The organism is Agrobacterium burrii (genome assembly GCF_017313405.1).
Lineage (GTDB): Bacteria > Pseudomonadota > Alphaproteobacteria > Rhizobiales > Rhizobiaceae > Agrobacterium > Agrobacterium burrii.
The window spans coordinates 436,940-450,738 of the sequence record NZ_JAFLNA010000003.1; the positions used below are offsets into that span (position 1 = coordinate 436,940).

Sequence of the window (13,799 nt, forward strand, 5' to 3'; positions counted from 1 at the left end):
ACACACCGGCTCTATGGTCCATGCTGCATGTCAACAGCTGGAAGGAATTTCTCTGGGTCATGACCGGCTTCATGGGCCAGATGCTGTTCACCATGCGTTTTCTGGTTCAGTGGATTTCGTCGGAACGGGCCAACCGTTCGGTCATTCCCGTGGCCTTCTGGTATTTTTCCGTGCTCGGTGGTCTGGTGCTTTTGTCCTATGCGGTGTGGCGCCGCGACCCGGTCTTTATCATCGGACAGGCATCCGGGCTGTTCATCTATGCCCGAAATCTCTGGTTGATCCATGCAGAACGCCGCCAGCATGCATGACGGCGCCACGCTGCCCTATGCGCAGGCGAGCGAACAGCGGCAATGGATGACGCTGGTGCTTGCGGCCATCGTGCTGGTGACGGCGCTGCGCGTCCTCGGTCTTGCCTTCAATCGCACCGATCTCTTCGTCGATGAGGCGCAATATTGGCTATGGGGCCGCGAGATGGCTCTCGGCGCCTATTCCAAGCCGCCGCTGATCGGCTGGCTCATTCGCGCGTTCGGCATTCTGGGTGGCGGCGAAGGCACTTTTCAGGTGCGGCTGGCCGCACCTGTGGTCCATGGCGTGGCGGCGGCGGCCATCCTTGTGCTTGGGCGGATGATCTATGACGCCAGGCTCGCTTCGCTCGCCGCGGTCGTCTATCTGACATTGCCCGCTGTAACGCTCGGCAGCCTGCTGATCTCGACCGATACACCGATGATGCTGTTCATTGTGCTGTCGATGATCTGCGCGCGCAAGCTGGCGCAGGCCCGCAGTGAGGGCAGGGCGGCGGTGGGCTGGAGCCTCGCGCTCGGCCTCTGTTTCGGCCTCGGCCTGATGTCGAAATACGCGATGATCTATTTTCTGCCGTGCTTCATCGCGGCTGGCTGGCTTTGCACGGGCTGGCGCATCCGGCTGCGTGACGCAGGCGTTGCCGCCCTTGTTTGTGTGGCGGTGATCGCTCCCAATCTGTGGTGGAATGCGGCACATGATTTCATGACTGCGCGCCATACGGCTGACAATGCCAACTGGAACGGTATTCAGCTGAAAATCGGTCCGGCGCTTGAGTTTTTCTTCTCGCAAGCGGGTGTCGTCGGGCCGTTTGTCTTCGTCGCCATGATCGTCGCGACCTTCCGGGCAAAGAGTGCCGAAACCAGGGCGCTGGTCGCCCTTTCGGTGCCGATCGTGCTGTTGATCACGGCGCAGGGGTTGATGTCGCGGGCGCTCGCCAACTGGGCTGTCGGGGCCTATGCCGCGGGGGTGCTTCTGGCGGTGCCGGTGCTGGCATCCCGGCGCTGGCTGACGGTCTCCACCCTCGTGCTCGGTGGTGTCGTCGCCGTCGCGCTGCCCGTCATGACAATTGCCGGGACGGAACTGCGCCTGCCGAGCGGCGAACTGGCGATGAAGCGATATCTCGGCCGGTCGGAATTGGTGTCTACTGGTTTTACTCGGGCGAAAGAAGCGGGGGCGGATGCCATCGTCGCGTCCGATCGCTCCATATTGGCCGAGCTTTTTTATCAGCTGCGGGACGAAAAACAGCTGCTGACACGCGCCTTGCCGGAAACCGGCGTGCCTTCCAGCCACTACGCGCTTCTTTACCCGCTGAAAGCCGGTGAGGCGAAAAACCCGCTGTTTCTGGCAAGCGTGGATGGCCTGCCGGCCTGCCTCGCCGGCCAAGCGCCGGTCGTGCACTGGACTGCCGGGCCGGGCTTTCTTGAAGGCAGGGAAATCGGACTCTGGCGCCTGCTGCCGCAATGCATTCCGGGAGGCGCTAATGGACAATGACCTTTCGCATATGCGGATCACGATCTGGGTGATGTTCGTCACCCTGGCGCTTGTCATCCTGTTTGCGACCTTCCCCTCCATCGATCTTGGGTTCTCTTCGCTGTTCTTCTCTCCCGAGGGAAATTTGTGGTCTGGCCGCGAACCGCTTCCCGAGTGGTTTCGCGACACATTGCGCGAGCTGACGGAACTCGCCACCATTTTGGCCTTCATCGTCTTTATCGGCAACATCCGGCTCGGTTCCCTGCAGCGCACCGGCTGGCGCGTCTGGGCTTTCCTCTGTGGGCCGGTGATTTTGTGCGCCGGGCTTCTGGTCAACGGCGTGTTGAAGGCCAATATCGGCCGCGCCCGGCCGTTCAGCGTCAGCGATTTCGGCGGGCAGCAGCTTTTCACACCACCCTTCCAGTTCAGCACCCAGTGCTTTTCGAACTGTTCGTTTTCGTCGGGGGAAACGGCGCTAATCGCCAGCTTCTTCCTGCCGCTCTGCGCGCTCGTCTGGCCCCGCCTGCAATGGCCCGGTCGTGTCGTGATGGGCAGCTTCGCCGCCGGCGCGGTCATCCTCATGTCCGGTCTTCGTATCGCGGCCGGCGGACATTTCCTCAGCGATGTGGTGATGTCTGTGCTGTTTTCAGCCCTGACGACGCTGTTTCTCTACCGGGCGCTGGCAATCGGTCGTCATCGCCATCTGTTTACGAGTGATGCCGTCACCGCAGATACGGTCAGCCTGTGGCGTCATGGCAGCCATGCCGTCCGTCTCCGGGCCAAGCGATGGTGGCCGAAAATCAAGGCCGCCGCCACACGCCTGCAACGGCCTCCGGATGCGGGCGCGGCATCGTCTTGAGTGGCGTAGAATGATTTTTGCGGTCGTGCTTTAACGCTTCAATGGTTTCCGGCAGGCGAGGGCGACGACCTTTCGGACGCGCATGAAGTATGGGTGTCATCCGATGAATGGCAAACCTCACCAAGCACTCCGACGTCATCCTCGGTTTTGTCCCGAGGATCTGCAACGGCTTGATTTCGTTGACGTGTTTAGATCCTTGGGTCAAGCCCAAGGATGACGTTGAGATGATGTGTAACGGCAGCGTCAGTCGAAGAGGCCGGAAACCGACTGTTCCTGTGCAGTGCGGTTGATTGCTTCGCCGAGCAGGCCCGCCGTGCTGATGACGCGGATATTGTGTGCGGATTGCACACCGGTGGTCGGCTGGATGCTGTCGGTGATGACGAGTTCGCGCAGCTTCGAGGAGGCCACGCGGGCAACTGCGCCGCCGGACAGCACGCCGTGGGTAATATAGGCGGTGACGCTGGTGGCGCCCTTCTTCAGCAGTGCTTCGGCCGCATTGCAGAGCGTGCCGCCGGAGTCGATGATGTCGTCGATGAGGATGCAATCCTTGCCGGAAACATCACCGATAACGTTCATGACTTCGGATTCGCCCGGACGGTCACGGCGCTTGTCGACGATAGCCAGCAGACAGTCCAGACGTTTCGACAGGGCGCGGGCGCGCACCACGCCGCCGACGTCAGGTGAAACGACCATGACGTTGTTGGTGTCGTAATGTTCCTTGATGTCGCGGGCGAGAATCGGTGCTGCGAAAAGGTTGTCGGTCGGAATATCGAAAAAGCCCTGGATCTGGCCGGCATGAAGATCAAGCGTCAAGACGCGGTCGGCACCGGCTTCGGTGATCAGATTGGCAACGAGCTTGGCGGAAATCGGGGTGCGGGGGCCGGCCTTGCGGTCCTGGCGGGCGTAGCCGAAATAGGGAAGCACTGCCGTGATGCGTTTTGCCGAGGAGCGGCGCATGGCATCGATCATGATGAGCAGTTCCATCAGATGATCATTTGCCGGAAACGATGTGGACTGAACGACGAAAACGTCCTCGCCACGGACGTTTTCACTGATTTCTACGAATATTTCCTGATCAGCAAACCGCTTTACGGTGGCATTTCCCAAGGGAACGTTGAGATACTTGCAGATCGCTTCGGCAAGGTGCCGGTTCGAATTGCCTGCGAAAACCTTCATTGCGCCCGCCTGTTTCCATGCCATCGCCTTGCGCTACGGAAATCTGTCTGCCGTAACCAAGCGTCGTTCAAGGGGAGGAACATCCGGCTGAAAAGCCTTTGCCGGACACGCCTTGTTGCCATGCGCGCCTTAATAGCGCTGTTGCTTCCGATTGCAAGAGGACTCAGCGCTTTCGCAATGATTTTCATGAAATCTCTGTGACTTCTCCCGCCGTTTCACCTCATCCCCTTTGAGACTGCTTCCATGATGAATAGTCGCTAAGCGTTTTTGCGGCGATATCCTGCATGACCCTGTCGGTCACGGCGGCCCATGGATCGCTGCCCTTTGCGGCCACTGTCTCCTGTCCCTGAAGACGGTGAAGCCGCACGCCATTGGCATCCAGCACATCCCACACGTAGATAACATTGACCTTGGCACCATCGGCAAAGGCGGAGAAATATCCTTTCAGGATGTTCTCTGCCGAGTTGTCGTTGGAGGCGCGGATGGTCAGTCCCTTCGCCCGTGCCTCGGCACCCAGCTGCCGCGAGAGCGGCGTGACGGCCTGAACGGGCGCGCCGATGATCGGCAGGAAGCGGATGGTACTGCCGGAACCGGCCGGAGCAAGCGCGGCCGTTTGTTGCAAGGGCGGTGGCTGACCACTCGCAGGGGATGGTGCAGATGAAGGGGGCTGGCCAAGCGGCTCGCCATACTGGCTGCCGCTGGAAAGCGCCTGTGACTGCGCCTGCAGGGAATTCTGCGGCGCATAGGCCGGCACGGAGGATGCGATTGCCGAAGCACCTGCCGGCGCGCGGTCGGCGGCGGCGGCCATCTGGTCGAGATCGCCCTGGGTTACCGGCGTCGACTGCGACGTATTGTGGCCGACATCCACCTGCGGTGTCAGCGCTTCCGTGGTGTTGCAGCCCGAGAGGGCCAGCACCAGTGCCGGAACGACAAGAGCTGGAGAGACAAAGGCTGGGAAAGGGGAGACAAACCCCGTCCGGCTCATGTGACGTTTTCTCTCATGTTCCGCTCCTTCCTGCCCAAGGTGGCGGCAATGTAAGGGCGGTTTTCCCGCTCTGTCAAACCCGGCGGCGATTTAAGCTGTGAGAAGATCGAGACTATGGCGCGAGAGCGGCTCCGGAGCGCCGTCGGTGGTCAGATAGGTCTGGCCGAGCGTCATGGCGGTGCCGGCATCGGAGTCCATCACGATCATATGCACGAACAGCGTCATGTCGCTGGTAATCTCCTGCGGATTGCCGGCGTGGAACATCTGATGCTCCATCCAGGACGGCGAGAAACGCGCGCCCAGCGAATAACCACAGGAGTTCAGCCGGTGACGGGTGAGCCCGCGCTCGTCCATGACGCGGGCATGCACGTCGAAAACATCGCCGAAGGTCTTGCCCGGCCGCAGCACTTCCTCGATGGCGGTGAGGTTTTGCAGGCAGGCGCTGTAAAGTTCCTTCTGGCGGAAATCCTGTTCGCCGATCACCACCGTGCGCATCATGGCGGCGTGGTAATGGGCGCTGACGCCGGCCCATTCCAGCGTCAGCTGGTCCTTGGTATCCAGCCTGCGGCGGCCGGCCTTGTAACGGCACAGCAGCGCATCCGCGCCGGAGCCGATGATAAATTCATTGGCGGGATAGTCGCCACCGCCAGCCAGCACCGCGCCCTGCATCGCTGCGAGAATTGCGGCTTCGTCCGCGCCGGCCTTGATGAGCGGCAGAGCGGCGTCGAGGGCGTCGTCGGCAAGCTGGCCGGCCTTGCGGGCATAAGCAATCTCGGCCGGGCTTTTGACGAGCCTAAGCGTGCTGACGAGGTAGGAGGCGTCAACCATCTGGCCGAAGCTGGCAAGCTGGTTATCCAGCAGGCGGGCGACACGGCCGGTCATGCCGTGGGTATCGTATTCCACGCCGATCTTTGCGCCGAGCAGGTCGAGGTCACTCAGGAGATTTTTAAGATCGAGCGTCGGGTCGGCATTGGGCCGGTCGACCCAGATGAGGATATTTTCGATGATCGAGGTGTTGCGCGCCTGACGCAGATCGGCCGAGCGGGTCAGCAATGTCATTGAACCGTCCGACTTGACCACCAGCGTCTGGAAGAAGCAGTAGCCGAAGGTATCGTAACCGGTCAGCCAATACATGCTTTCCTGCGCGAAAAGCAGCAGGGCATCCAGCTTCTCTTCCGCCATTTTCGCCATCAGCCGCTCGCGGCGGGCTTCGAATTCCGAAAGCTCGAAGTGCAGGGCCATGTCAGTCCTCCAGAATTGCGATTGCGGAAATCTGCCGGCCATAATCGGGTTCGGCGCGGTGGGTCGTGCGGCGGTAGGAATAGAAACGTTCTTCATCCGGATAGGTGCAGAGGCCGAGATTTTCTGCCTTTACGCCGGCTTTCGTCAGGCGGTCGATGGTGAACCGCTTGAGGTCGAAGAGGGCATGGCCTTGTTTGTCCGCCTCGGTGAAATAATCCGCGTAAGCCGGATCGATATCGATGAAGCGCGCCACATATTCTGGCCCGACCTCGTAATTGCTCTGGCTGATGGAGGGGCCGAGCGAGGCTGCGATGCGCTCACGGTTGGCGCCCAGCTTGGTCATGGTCTCGATGGTGTTTTCTAGCACGCCGAACAATGCGCCTTTCCAGCCGGCGTGGGCAGCGCCCACGACACCGGCCTCGGCATCGGCAAACAGGATCGGGCCGCAATCGGCGCTCAAGACGCCGAGTACGAAACCCGGCGTCGCCGTCACCATCGCATCGGCTTGCGGGCGGTTGCCGTCATAGCTTTCATCGACCACGAGAACATCGGGAGAATGGACCTGATGAACGGTGGCGAGGCGCTCTGCCGACAGGCCGAACCATTGCGCCACGCGCCGGCGGTTTTCCTGAACAAGTTCCGGCTCGTCATGCGAGCCGAGACCGACATTGAGACCCTGATAAAGCCCTGAGGAGACGCCGCCCTGCCGAGTGAAGAAACCGTGTCGAACACGGTTTTCACCTGACGCGGCGAGCAGGGGGCTCTGGATGGGGAGCGGCAGCGTTACGTTCTGCATGGTGCGGGAGTTCCTTGGAGAATATCGCTGTTGGCCAGTGGGGTGCGTTAAGCGAGATGTTTCCTGTTGCTGCGGCGTTGCGCGGCGTGTGTGATGCAGTGTGCCTGCTTCGTGTGTCGCGACGATGTTGGCCCAGAGGTTATTGCGCTGTCAATCCACCGCACGAAACGGCATGAGATGAAGCGCGGGACTTGAAACGGCGATGACCTTGAAAAGTTCCCCCATCTTGCCGGCGCCTTCGCCGGCGAGACGGTTGACCGCTTCGGCAATCGCAAGCGTCTGGTCGGGTGTCGCCTTGGCGGCAAGGGCTGCCGCCCGCTCTTTGAGGCCGAGACCGTAAAGAAAGTCACCCTGTCTCAGGGTGCCGTTGACATGCACACCGGTCGCTTCGGCTGTTTTCACGAGGCTTTCGAAATCGACATGGCTGGTCAGATCGGCTTCGCCGGGATGCGCAAGCGGCGGGTCGAAGGCGTGGTGGCGCATGGCCTGCAGCGTATCGCCAAATCCGGCGACCAGATGGCCGTAGTCGATGGCGAGCGCCGTGCCGCCATGGATAGACAGGCGCTGGCAGATGGCCGTCATCACGGCTTCGCGGGCAGGTGAAACTTCGAATATGGTGCCAAGCGGCTGTCGTTCAGGCTGCGGCGGCAAGAGGGCCGGGTCGATGCTGGCAAGGCCGGTCGAGAACACAAGCTCGTCATTCGCATCGAGACTGACAACCCGTTCGCGAAAACCCTGCGGTGTTCTCACGAATTGCCGGATCGGAATGGCGTCGAAAAGTTCGTTGGCGACGAGGAGCAGGAAGCCTTCGGGCACCACGTCGAAACTTTCATGCCATGTCAGCCGGTCGGCATGGTCGGCAAGCGTTTCCTTCTGGATTGTGGAAAGGCGAGGACTGGTTTCCACCAGATGCACCCGCATCGTTTCGTAAAGCGGCGGCGCGATGCGGCGGATGACGCGCAGCATGTCCGACATCATGGTGCCGCGGCCGGGGCCGATTTCCACCAGCCGGGTCTCCGTGGGCGCGCCGTGCCGCTGCCAGGCATGCACCACGAAAACGCCGAGCATTTCGCCGAAAAGCTGGCTGACATCAGGCGCGGTGATGAAATCACCCGAGCGACCGAAGGGCTCGCGGCTTTTGTAATAACCGTGTTCGGGATCAGCGAGACAAAGCGAGAAATAGTCGGTGACGCTGAGCGGACCGTTGAGCCGGATAAGGGATTTGATGCGTTGCGCAAGCGGTGTCGTCATGGCAGGCCATACCGCTTAGGCGATTTTTGCGGCGCTGCGTGCGCGCAGGATCGCCCAGAGGCCGAGAAGAAACATCGGCGTGGAAAGCACCATGCCCATGGTCAGCCAGTTGCCGGCGAGATAACCGATCTGCGCATCCGGCTCGCGGAAAAATTCCACGAAGATGCGTGACAGGGCGTAACCGCAGACGAAGATGCCGGTGACAACGCCGGGTGTTTTCAGCGCCCTGAAGGCATAGATGGCGATGGCCAGAATGATGACGAGTACGAGGCCTTCGAGGCCTGCTTCATAAAGCTGGCTCGGGTGCCGCGCAAACGGCCCGCCGGTCGGGAACACGACCGCCCAGGGCACGTCGGCGATACGCCCCCACAATTCACCATTGATGAAATTGGCGATGCGGCCGAACAGCAGGCCGATGGGTGCGACGGCTGCGATGACGTCGAACATGCTCCAGACCGGGATGCCGTTCTTGCGGGCAAAGAGGATCATGGCGATAGTGGTGCCGATGAGGCCGCCATGGAACGACATGCCGCCGTTCCATATTTCGAGCGCCCTTAGCGGATTGGCGGCGACGGCGCCGAGATCATAAAACAGGATGTAGCCGATGCGGCCGCCGAGCACGATGCCGCCGGCTGCCCAGAGGATGAAATCGTCAAGGTGCTGCGCCGAAATCGGCGAGGTATTGTTCGGCCAGAGGCGATCCGTGCGGGCGAGGCGGCGGGCATAAAACCAGCCGAGCATGATGCCGGCGACATAGGCAATGCCATACCAGTGGATCGCCAGAGGCCCAATGGAGAGCGCAATCGGATCGATATTGGGAAATGGCATGATGGCAAGTTGGGTGGGAGCGGCTAACAATCCGTATATTCCGTCATCGTTGCTGGGCGGACAACAGAATGATCCATTGCCTCAAGGGGCCGGGCGATGATGCTCACCGGTCTCCCTGACGCCAAGGAAAATGGCGATTGCCGAGGCGGCGGTCAAGGTGATTTTTCGTGAGCGGATTGCGATGTCGGGCGCTGCAGCGAAAGGCCGCATTTTTCGATTTCGCTTGCAAGGCGGCTGTCGAGCACCTACCTGAAAGGCATCAACAGCAGGGAATGGAACGCTCCCTGAACCGACGAAGGAACAGCGCCATGAGCACGACAGGCACCAACCGTATTCTGGATGAATTCGCCAGGCTGATGACCGATGCGGCCGGCGCGGCGCAGGGCGTGCGCAAGGAAGCGGAAGCCGCCCTTCATGCACAGGCGGATCGCTGGCTGAACAGTCTCGATGTGGTCAAGCGCGAGGAATTCGACGCGGTGCGTGAAATGGCCATCAAGGCGCGTGACGAAAACGACGCGCTGCGCGCCCGCATCGAGGCTCTGGAAGCAAAGCTTTCGGCTACCAAAGACTGATTCTTTAGCGCTTTTTTCTGATGGGTCCCGGATCGCCTGCGATTCCGGGACATTTTGTTTGCGGGCCATGCAACCTGACATTATTCCCGGTTGTCGCGAGCCGGCCTTGGCGCGACTTTTTTGCGGCCTGTGGACACATCCAAAAAACACAATCGCCAGAGTCGCTTAAGACTCTCGCCTGAGGTGATGGGGGAGAAGATATCCACTGCTCAAAAAGCAAAAATGGCGGGCGAGGGGTGGCAGCAGGACTCGGCCATTATACACTGATTTTAAATGATGATTCGAAACGACCTGGTAAGCTCCGGACAGGGTGAATGCTTAATTCTGTTGGTGTCGGGCAATCGTCTCAAATGTTGAATCCGGTTTGTGTGTGCGTTTTGTGCCCGGCGTTCAAAACAGAACATTCAATACCGGCTGAGAAGGTGCCGCATGAGCCTGATAGAATTTGAAATTGAACGTCAGTCCAATCCCGTGGACATGATCGAGATTGTCGCTGCCTCCAACGACTGGTCGTTCGAGCGTTCCGGCGAAGACGAGATCGCCATGACGGTGGCTGGTCACTGGGCCGATTACCACGTTTCCTTTGCGTGGATGGAGGATTTCGAGGCGCTGCATCTGGCCTGCGCTTTCGACATCAAGGTGCCTGACCACCGCGTCAACGAGGTTATTTGCCTGCTGTCGCAGGTCAACGGGCAGGTGCTGATGGGTCATTTCGATCTGTGGCGGCAGGAAGACGTTGTGATCTTCCGCCAGTCCCTGCTTCTGGCGGGTGGTGCCGAACCCAACAACCAGCAGGTGGAAGTGCTGCTTTCCAGCGCGCTTGAGGCCTGCGAACAATATTATCAGGCATTCCAGTTCGTCGTCTGGTCGGGGCTGGATGCGAAAAGTGCAATCGAAGCGGTCATGTTCGAGACCGTCGGAGAAGCTTGAAGATGGTATATAAGGCTTCCGGTCCGCTCGTCCTCGTCGGTGCCGGCAATATGGGCGGCGCCATGCTTTCGGGCTGGCTGAAAAAGGGCGTGCCGGGATCTCAGGTCATTGTCATCGATCCGCGCCCTTCCGAGGCCATGCGCACGACGATTGCCGAAGCCGGAGCGACTCATAACGAAAGCGTGCCTGAAGGCGTCAAGGCTGGCATTCTGTTTGTGGCGGTGAAGCCGCAAATGATGGAAGCCGTGCTGCCGTCCCTCAAGCCTCTGCTCGGAGCGGATACAGTCGTCGTTTCGATTGCGGCCGGCACCACCATCGGCACCTTCGTCTCTCATTTCGGCGCGGTTGCCGCCGTGCGGGCCATGCCCAATACGCCGGCCATGGTCGGGCGCGGCGTGACGGGGGCTTATGCCAACGATCGGGTGACGCCGGAACTTAAAGCTGTGGTGGACGGGCTGCTAAAGGTCAGTGGTCCGGTCGAATGGGTTGAAACCGAAAGCGATATAGACGCGGTGACCGCGGTTTCGGGCAGCGGCCCGGCCTATGTCTTTTATCTGGTGGAATGCATGGCGGAAGCCGGCCGCAAGGCCGGTCTGCCGGCGGATGTCGCCATGCGCCTGGCGCGAGAAACCGTGGCCGGTGCAGGCGAGTTGCTGCATCAGTCCCCAGACGAGGCGGCGCGCCTGCGCCAGAACGTGACCTCGCCCGGCGGAACCACGGCGGCGGCACTTTCGGTGCTGATGGCTGACGATGGTATGCAGCCCTTGTTCGACAAGGCGATTGCGGCGGCTAAAACGCGTGCGGAAGAACTTGCTGGTTGAGAAACTTGCAGGCCAGCGGGAGCAGGGTATGAGCGGTGAAATTTCGTATGCCGATTTCGAGAAGGTCGATATTCGTGTCGGCACCATCGTCGAGGCCGAACCCTTTCCCGAAGCCCGCAAGCCGGCAATCAAGGTGAAAATCGATTTCGGTCCTGACATCGGCATCAAGAAATCTTCCGCGCAAATCACCGTGCATTATACGCCGGAAAGCCTGATCGGCCGGCAGGTATTGGGTGTGGTGAATTTTCCGCCGCGCCAGATCGGCCCGTTTCGCTCCGAGGTCCTGACGCTGGGCTTTGCTGACAGCAACGGCGATATCGTGTTTGCTGCCGTCGAACGGCCGGTGCCGAACGGCGAGAAAATGTGCTGAGACAGCACTATGGCCGCTCGATCTCTTAGGTTGAGCACGGTATTCCCGAACTCATGACAGTTTTCGCTCCGGTGTCTTATGCCGGAATTTTAACGATTACCCGCAAACCGCCCATCGGGCTGTCGTCCAGCGATACGTCGCCGCCATGGCCGCGCGCGATGTCACGGACGATGGAGAGGCCAAGTCCTGTGCCCGAGGCGTTGAGGTTGCGCGCCTCGTCCAGCCTGAAAAACGGCTTGAAGACATCTTCGCGGGAGGCCTCCGGAATGCCCGGCCCGTCATCATCGAAGGTCATGATGATGGAGCGCGGCGCCTTGCGGATATCGACATGGAGATTGGTGGCATAACGCCGGGCATTTTCCGCCAGATTGGCGACGAGGCGGGAAAGGGCATTCGGTCGCGCGATGATGCGGTCGATATTATAAAGCTCGTAGCTGAATTTCTTGCCGTGAAGCTCGAAATCATGGCCGATCTTCTCCAGAAGTGCGGGAAGCTCCAGCGTGCCGACATCCTCCTCGACATCGGTGCGGGCAAAGGTCAGATAGGCCTCCAGCATCGACTGCATGTCCTCGACATCCTTGTCCAGCCCTTCAAGGTCCGGATTGTCGCCCGCCAGAGCCAGTTGCAGCTTGAAACGGGTGAGGATGGTGCGCAGATCGTGGCTGACGCCGTTGAGCATGGCGGTACGCTGTTCCATCTGCCGCTCGATGCGTTCACGCATCAGGATGAAGGCGAGACCCGCCCGCCGGACTTCATCTGCGCCACGGGGAGAATAGGCACTGATCTTCTGGCCGCGGCCGAAATTTTCGGCCGCTTTGGCAAGCGCTTCGATGGGCTTGATCTGCCCGCGCAGGAAGAGGATCGAAATAGCAATCAGCACCAGCGATGCGCCGACCATCCAGACGAGGAAGATATGGGTATTGGAGGCATAGGCCGCGCTACGGCTGGTGAAGACGCGCAGCGTCTTGTCTTCCAGCTGGACACGGATTTCCACCAGCGAGCCGTTGCCATAGGTATCGATCCAGAACGGCCTGCCGATCTGCTGCGTCAACTGATCCGCCAGAATCCTGTCGAGGATCGAAAACAGCGGCTCGGGCCTGGGCGCGGGCAGGTCTGCCTTCGGTTCGATATAGACGCTGAGATCTAGCTTGTCGCGGGCAATGCGGATAACGCGCTGGTAGTCATCCTCTTCCGGATCGGTTTGCAGAAGTTCGATGATCGCGGCAATATCGCGCGTTACGGCGGCGGAAAGGCGTTCCGTCACCAGCTGCCAGTGGCGCTCCATGAAGACGGCGGCGACCACGCCCTGAAGCAGGATCATCGGCAAAATGATGATCAGCAGCGAACGTGTGTAAAGCCCGGTGGGCAACCAGTGGCGCAGCCCTCTGGCAAACGAACGCCAGGCCTTCGCTATGCCGCTTTTTTTGACCGTATTGAGAAAATCGAGGCTCGCCATGGCCGTGCGCCCGCCTTTCGTTTGTCCTGTCAATCCACGCTCAGCCGGTAGCCGATGCCGCGCACCGTCTGCAGATAGACCGGGTTGGCTGGGTCGTCCTCGATCTTGCGGCGAAGACGGTTGATCTGCACGTCGATGGTTCGTTCGCCCACTTCCGATTCCGCCTCAACCAGTTCATGCCGCGGAATGGTGTCGCCGGCCCGGAGTGCGAAAAGCAGCATGATCTCCTGTTCGCGGTCCGTAAGCCGGATCGTTTCGGGGCCGCGGCGCAATTCCTTTTTAGGAATGGAGAAGCTGTAGGGACCGAACATGATCTGCTCGATCTTGGGCGTATCGGGCGAAGTGTTGCGCCGCAGGATATTGTTGATGCGCAGGACAAGCTCACGTGGGTCGAAGGGCTTGGCGAGATAGTCATCAGCGCCTGCTTCCAGCCCCTCGATGCGGGAATCCGCTTCCGAGCGGGCGGTCAGCAGAATGACCGGCACGGATTTGTCCTCGTTCAGCGAGCGGGTAAGCGAAAGGCCGTTTTCTCCCGGCATCATCACGTCGAGGATGAGCAGGTCGAAACGGATACCGATCATTTTGCGGCGCGCTTCGGCCGCATCCGCAGCGACGGAAATGCGGTATCCCTTCTCTCCCAGAAAGCGCTGGAGAAGGTTGCGAATGCGGGCATCGTCATCGACGATCAGGAGGTGGGCGGCGTCGTCATCCGCCGGCGGGCGTTTTGTCGTTGCTGTCGCCAT

The 13,799-nt window shown here is 60.4% G+C and carries 15 protein-coding genes; 7 read left to right on the forward strand and 8 right to left on the reverse strand.

What is annotated here, in order from left to right:
- Positions 1-20: 20 nt before the first annotated feature.
- The 3 genes from JZX89_RS08810 to JZX89_RS08820 are packed head-to-tail and all read left to right on the forward strand — an operon-like array spanning position 21 to position 2,629.
- Complete coding sequence (locus tag JZX89_RS08810) at positions 21-308, forward strand: lipid-A-disaccharide synthase N-terminal domain-containing protein (protein WP_142840682.1); 288 nt, start codon at positions 21-23, stop codon at positions 306-308.
- Positions 283-1,791 (forward strand): ArnT family glycosyltransferase, encoded by a 1,509-nt coding sequence (locus tag JZX89_RS08815; protein ID WP_207133827.1) that lies wholly within the window; start codon positions 283-285, stop codon positions 1,789-1,791. Before JZX89_RS08810 ends, JZX89_RS08815 begins: the two co-directional genes overlap by 26 nt.
- A complete protein-coding gene (locus JZX89_RS08820; RefSeq protein WP_207133828.1) occupies positions 1,781-2,629 on the forward strand; it encodes a phosphatase PAP2 family protein in 849 nt (282 codons plus the stop codon). The genes JZX89_RS08815 and JZX89_RS08820 overlap by 11 nt, the downstream gene beginning before the upstream one ends.
- A gap of 243 nt (positions 2,630-2,872) precedes the next feature.
- Here the strand turns inward: JZX89_RS08820 and JZX89_RS08825 are convergent, their stop codons facing one another.
- The 6 genes from JZX89_RS08825 to lgt form a co-directional block, all read right to left on the reverse strand.
- The gene (locus tag JZX89_RS08825) at positions 2,873-3,805 is read right to left on the reverse strand and encodes a ribose-phosphate pyrophosphokinase (RefSeq protein WP_046798416.1); all 933 of its coding nucleotides are present in this window, start codon (positions 3,803-3,805) and stop codon (positions 2,873-2,875) included.
- A 220-nt stretch (positions 3,806-4,025) separates the two neighbouring features.
- Positions 4,026-4,790, reverse strand: a complete 765-nt coding sequence (locus tag JZX89_RS08830) for a hypothetical protein (protein ID WP_207133829.1) — start codon at positions 4,788-4,790, stop codon at positions 4,026-4,028.
- Positions 4,791-4,880: 90 nt separating this feature from the next.
- Positions 4,881-6,032, reverse strand: a complete 1,152-nt coding sequence (locus tag JZX89_RS08835) for a M24 family metallopeptidase (RefSeq protein ID WP_149900057.1) — start codon at positions 6,030-6,032, stop codon at positions 4,881-4,883.
- Position 6,033: 1 nt separating this feature from the next.
- Positions 6,034-6,828 carry a peptidoglycan editing factor PgeF gene (gene pgeF / locus JZX89_RS08840; protein ID WP_207133830.1) on the reverse strand — a complete coding sequence of 265 codons (795 nt, stop codon included), beginning with the start codon at positions 6,826-6,828 and terminating at the stop codon, positions 6,034-6,036.
- A 150-nt stretch (positions 6,829-6,978) separates the two neighbouring features.
- Positions 6,979-8,079, reverse strand: coding sequence for a class I SAM-dependent methyltransferase (locus tag JZX89_RS08845; RefSeq protein ID WP_207133831.1), 1,101 nt, complete (start codon positions 8,077-8,079; stop codon positions 6,979-6,981).
- A 15-nt stretch (positions 8,080-8,094) separates the two neighbouring features.
- Complete coding sequence (gene lgt, locus JZX89_RS08850; protein WP_207133858.1) at positions 8,095-8,907, reverse strand: prolipoprotein diacylglyceryl transferase; 813 nt, start codon at positions 8,905-8,907, stop codon at positions 8,095-8,097.
- Positions 8,908-9,215: 308 nt separating this feature from the next.
- On the opposite strand from lgt, the gene JZX89_RS08855 reads away from it, so the two are divergent.
- The 4 genes from JZX89_RS08855 (at position 9,216) to JZX89_RS08870 (ending at position 11,600) form a co-directional block, all read left to right on the forward strand.
- The gene (locus JZX89_RS08855; protein WP_207133832.1) at positions 9,216-9,479 is read left to right on the forward strand and encodes an accessory factor UbiK family protein; all 264 of its coding nucleotides are present in this window, start codon (positions 9,216-9,218) and stop codon (positions 9,477-9,479) included.
- A 429-nt stretch (positions 9,480-9,908) separates the two neighbouring features.
- A complete protein-coding gene (locus tag JZX89_RS08860) occupies positions 9,909-10,409 on the forward strand; it encodes a type III secretion system chaperone family protein (protein ID WP_142840357.1) in 501 nt (166 codons plus the stop codon).
- Positions 10,410-10,411: 2 nt separating this feature from the next.
- Positions 10,412-11,230 (forward strand): pyrroline-5-carboxylate reductase, encoded by an 819-nt coding sequence (gene proC / locus JZX89_RS08865; protein WP_207133833.1) that lies wholly within the window; start codon positions 10,412-10,414, stop codon positions 11,228-11,230.
- A gap of 28 nt (positions 11,231-11,258) precedes the next feature.
- Positions 11,259-11,600 (forward strand): tRNA-binding protein, encoded by a 342-nt coding sequence (locus JZX89_RS08870; RefSeq protein WP_207133834.1) that lies wholly within the window; start codon positions 11,259-11,261, stop codon positions 11,598-11,600.
- A gap of 76 nt (positions 11,601-11,676) precedes the next feature.
- Here the strand turns inward: JZX89_RS08870 and JZX89_RS08875 are convergent, their stop codons facing one another.
- Together JZX89_RS08875 and JZX89_RS08880 are read right to left on the reverse strand one after the other, a co-directional pair.
- Positions 11,677-13,056, reverse strand: a complete 1,380-nt coding sequence (locus JZX89_RS08875) for an ATP-binding protein (protein ID WP_153515125.1) — start codon at positions 13,054-13,056, stop codon at positions 11,677-11,679.
- Between the two features lie 29 nt (positions 13,057-13,085).
- Complete coding sequence (locus JZX89_RS08880) at positions 13,086-13,799, reverse strand: response regulator (protein ID WP_046797979.1); 714 nt, start codon at positions 13,797-13,799, stop codon at positions 13,086-13,088.

Bases quoted from the DNA above. Each gene is read 5' to 3' on its own strand.
- JZX89_RS08810 (WP_142840682.1), top strand. From the start codon at position 21: ATGCTGCATGTCAACAGCTGGAAGGAATTTCTCTGGGTCATGACCGGC.
- JZX89_RS08815 (WP_207133827.1), top strand. From the start codon at position 283: ATGCAGAACGCCGCCAGCATGCATGACGGCGCCACGCTGCCCTATGCG.
- JZX89_RS08820 (WP_207133828.1), top strand. From the start codon at position 1,781: ATGGACAATGACCTTTCGCATATGCGGATCACGATCTGGGTGATGTTC.
- JZX89_RS08825 (WP_046798416.1), bottom strand. From the start codon at position 3,805: ATGAAGGTTTTCGCAGGCAATTCGAACCGGCACCTTGCCGAAGCGATC.
- JZX89_RS08830 (WP_207133829.1), bottom strand. From the start codon at position 4,790: ATGAGCCGGACGGGGTTTGTCTCCCCTTTCCCAGCCTTTGTCTCTCCA.
- JZX89_RS08835 (WP_149900057.1), bottom strand. From the start codon at position 6,032: ATGGCCCTGCACTTCGAGCTTTCGGAATTCGAAGCCCGCCGCGAGCGG.
- pgeF (WP_207133830.1), bottom strand. From the start codon at position 6,828: ATGCAGAACGTAACGCTGCCGCTCCCCATCCAGAGCCCCCTGCTCGCC.
- JZX89_RS08845 (WP_207133831.1), bottom strand. From the start codon at position 8,079: ATGACGACACCGCTTGCGCAACGCATCAAATCCCTTATCCGGCTCAAC.
- lgt (WP_207133858.1), bottom strand. From the start codon at position 8,907: ATGCCATTTCCCAATATCGATCCGATTGCGCTCTCCATTGGGCCTCTG.
- JZX89_RS08855 (WP_207133832.1), top strand. From the start codon at position 9,216: ATGAGCACGACAGGCACCAACCGTATTCTGGATGAATTCGCCAGGCTG.
- JZX89_RS08860 (WP_142840357.1), top strand. From the start codon at position 9,909: ATGAGCCTGATAGAATTTGAAATTGAACGTCAGTCCAATCCCGTGGAC.
- proC (WP_207133833.1), top strand. From the start codon at position 10,412: ATGGTATATAAGGCTTCCGGTCCGCTCGTCCTCGTCGGTGCCGGCAAT.
- JZX89_RS08870 (WP_207133834.1), top strand. From the start codon at position 11,259: ATGAGCGGTGAAATTTCGTATGCCGATTTCGAGAAGGTCGATATTCGT.
- JZX89_RS08875 (WP_153515125.1), bottom strand. From the start codon at position 13,056: ATGGCGAGCCTCGATTTTCTCAATACGGTCAAAAAAAGCGGCATAGCG.
- JZX89_RS08880 (WP_046797979.1), bottom strand. From the start codon at position 13,799: ATGGCGACAGCAACGACAAAACGCCCGCCGGCGGATGACGACGCCGCC.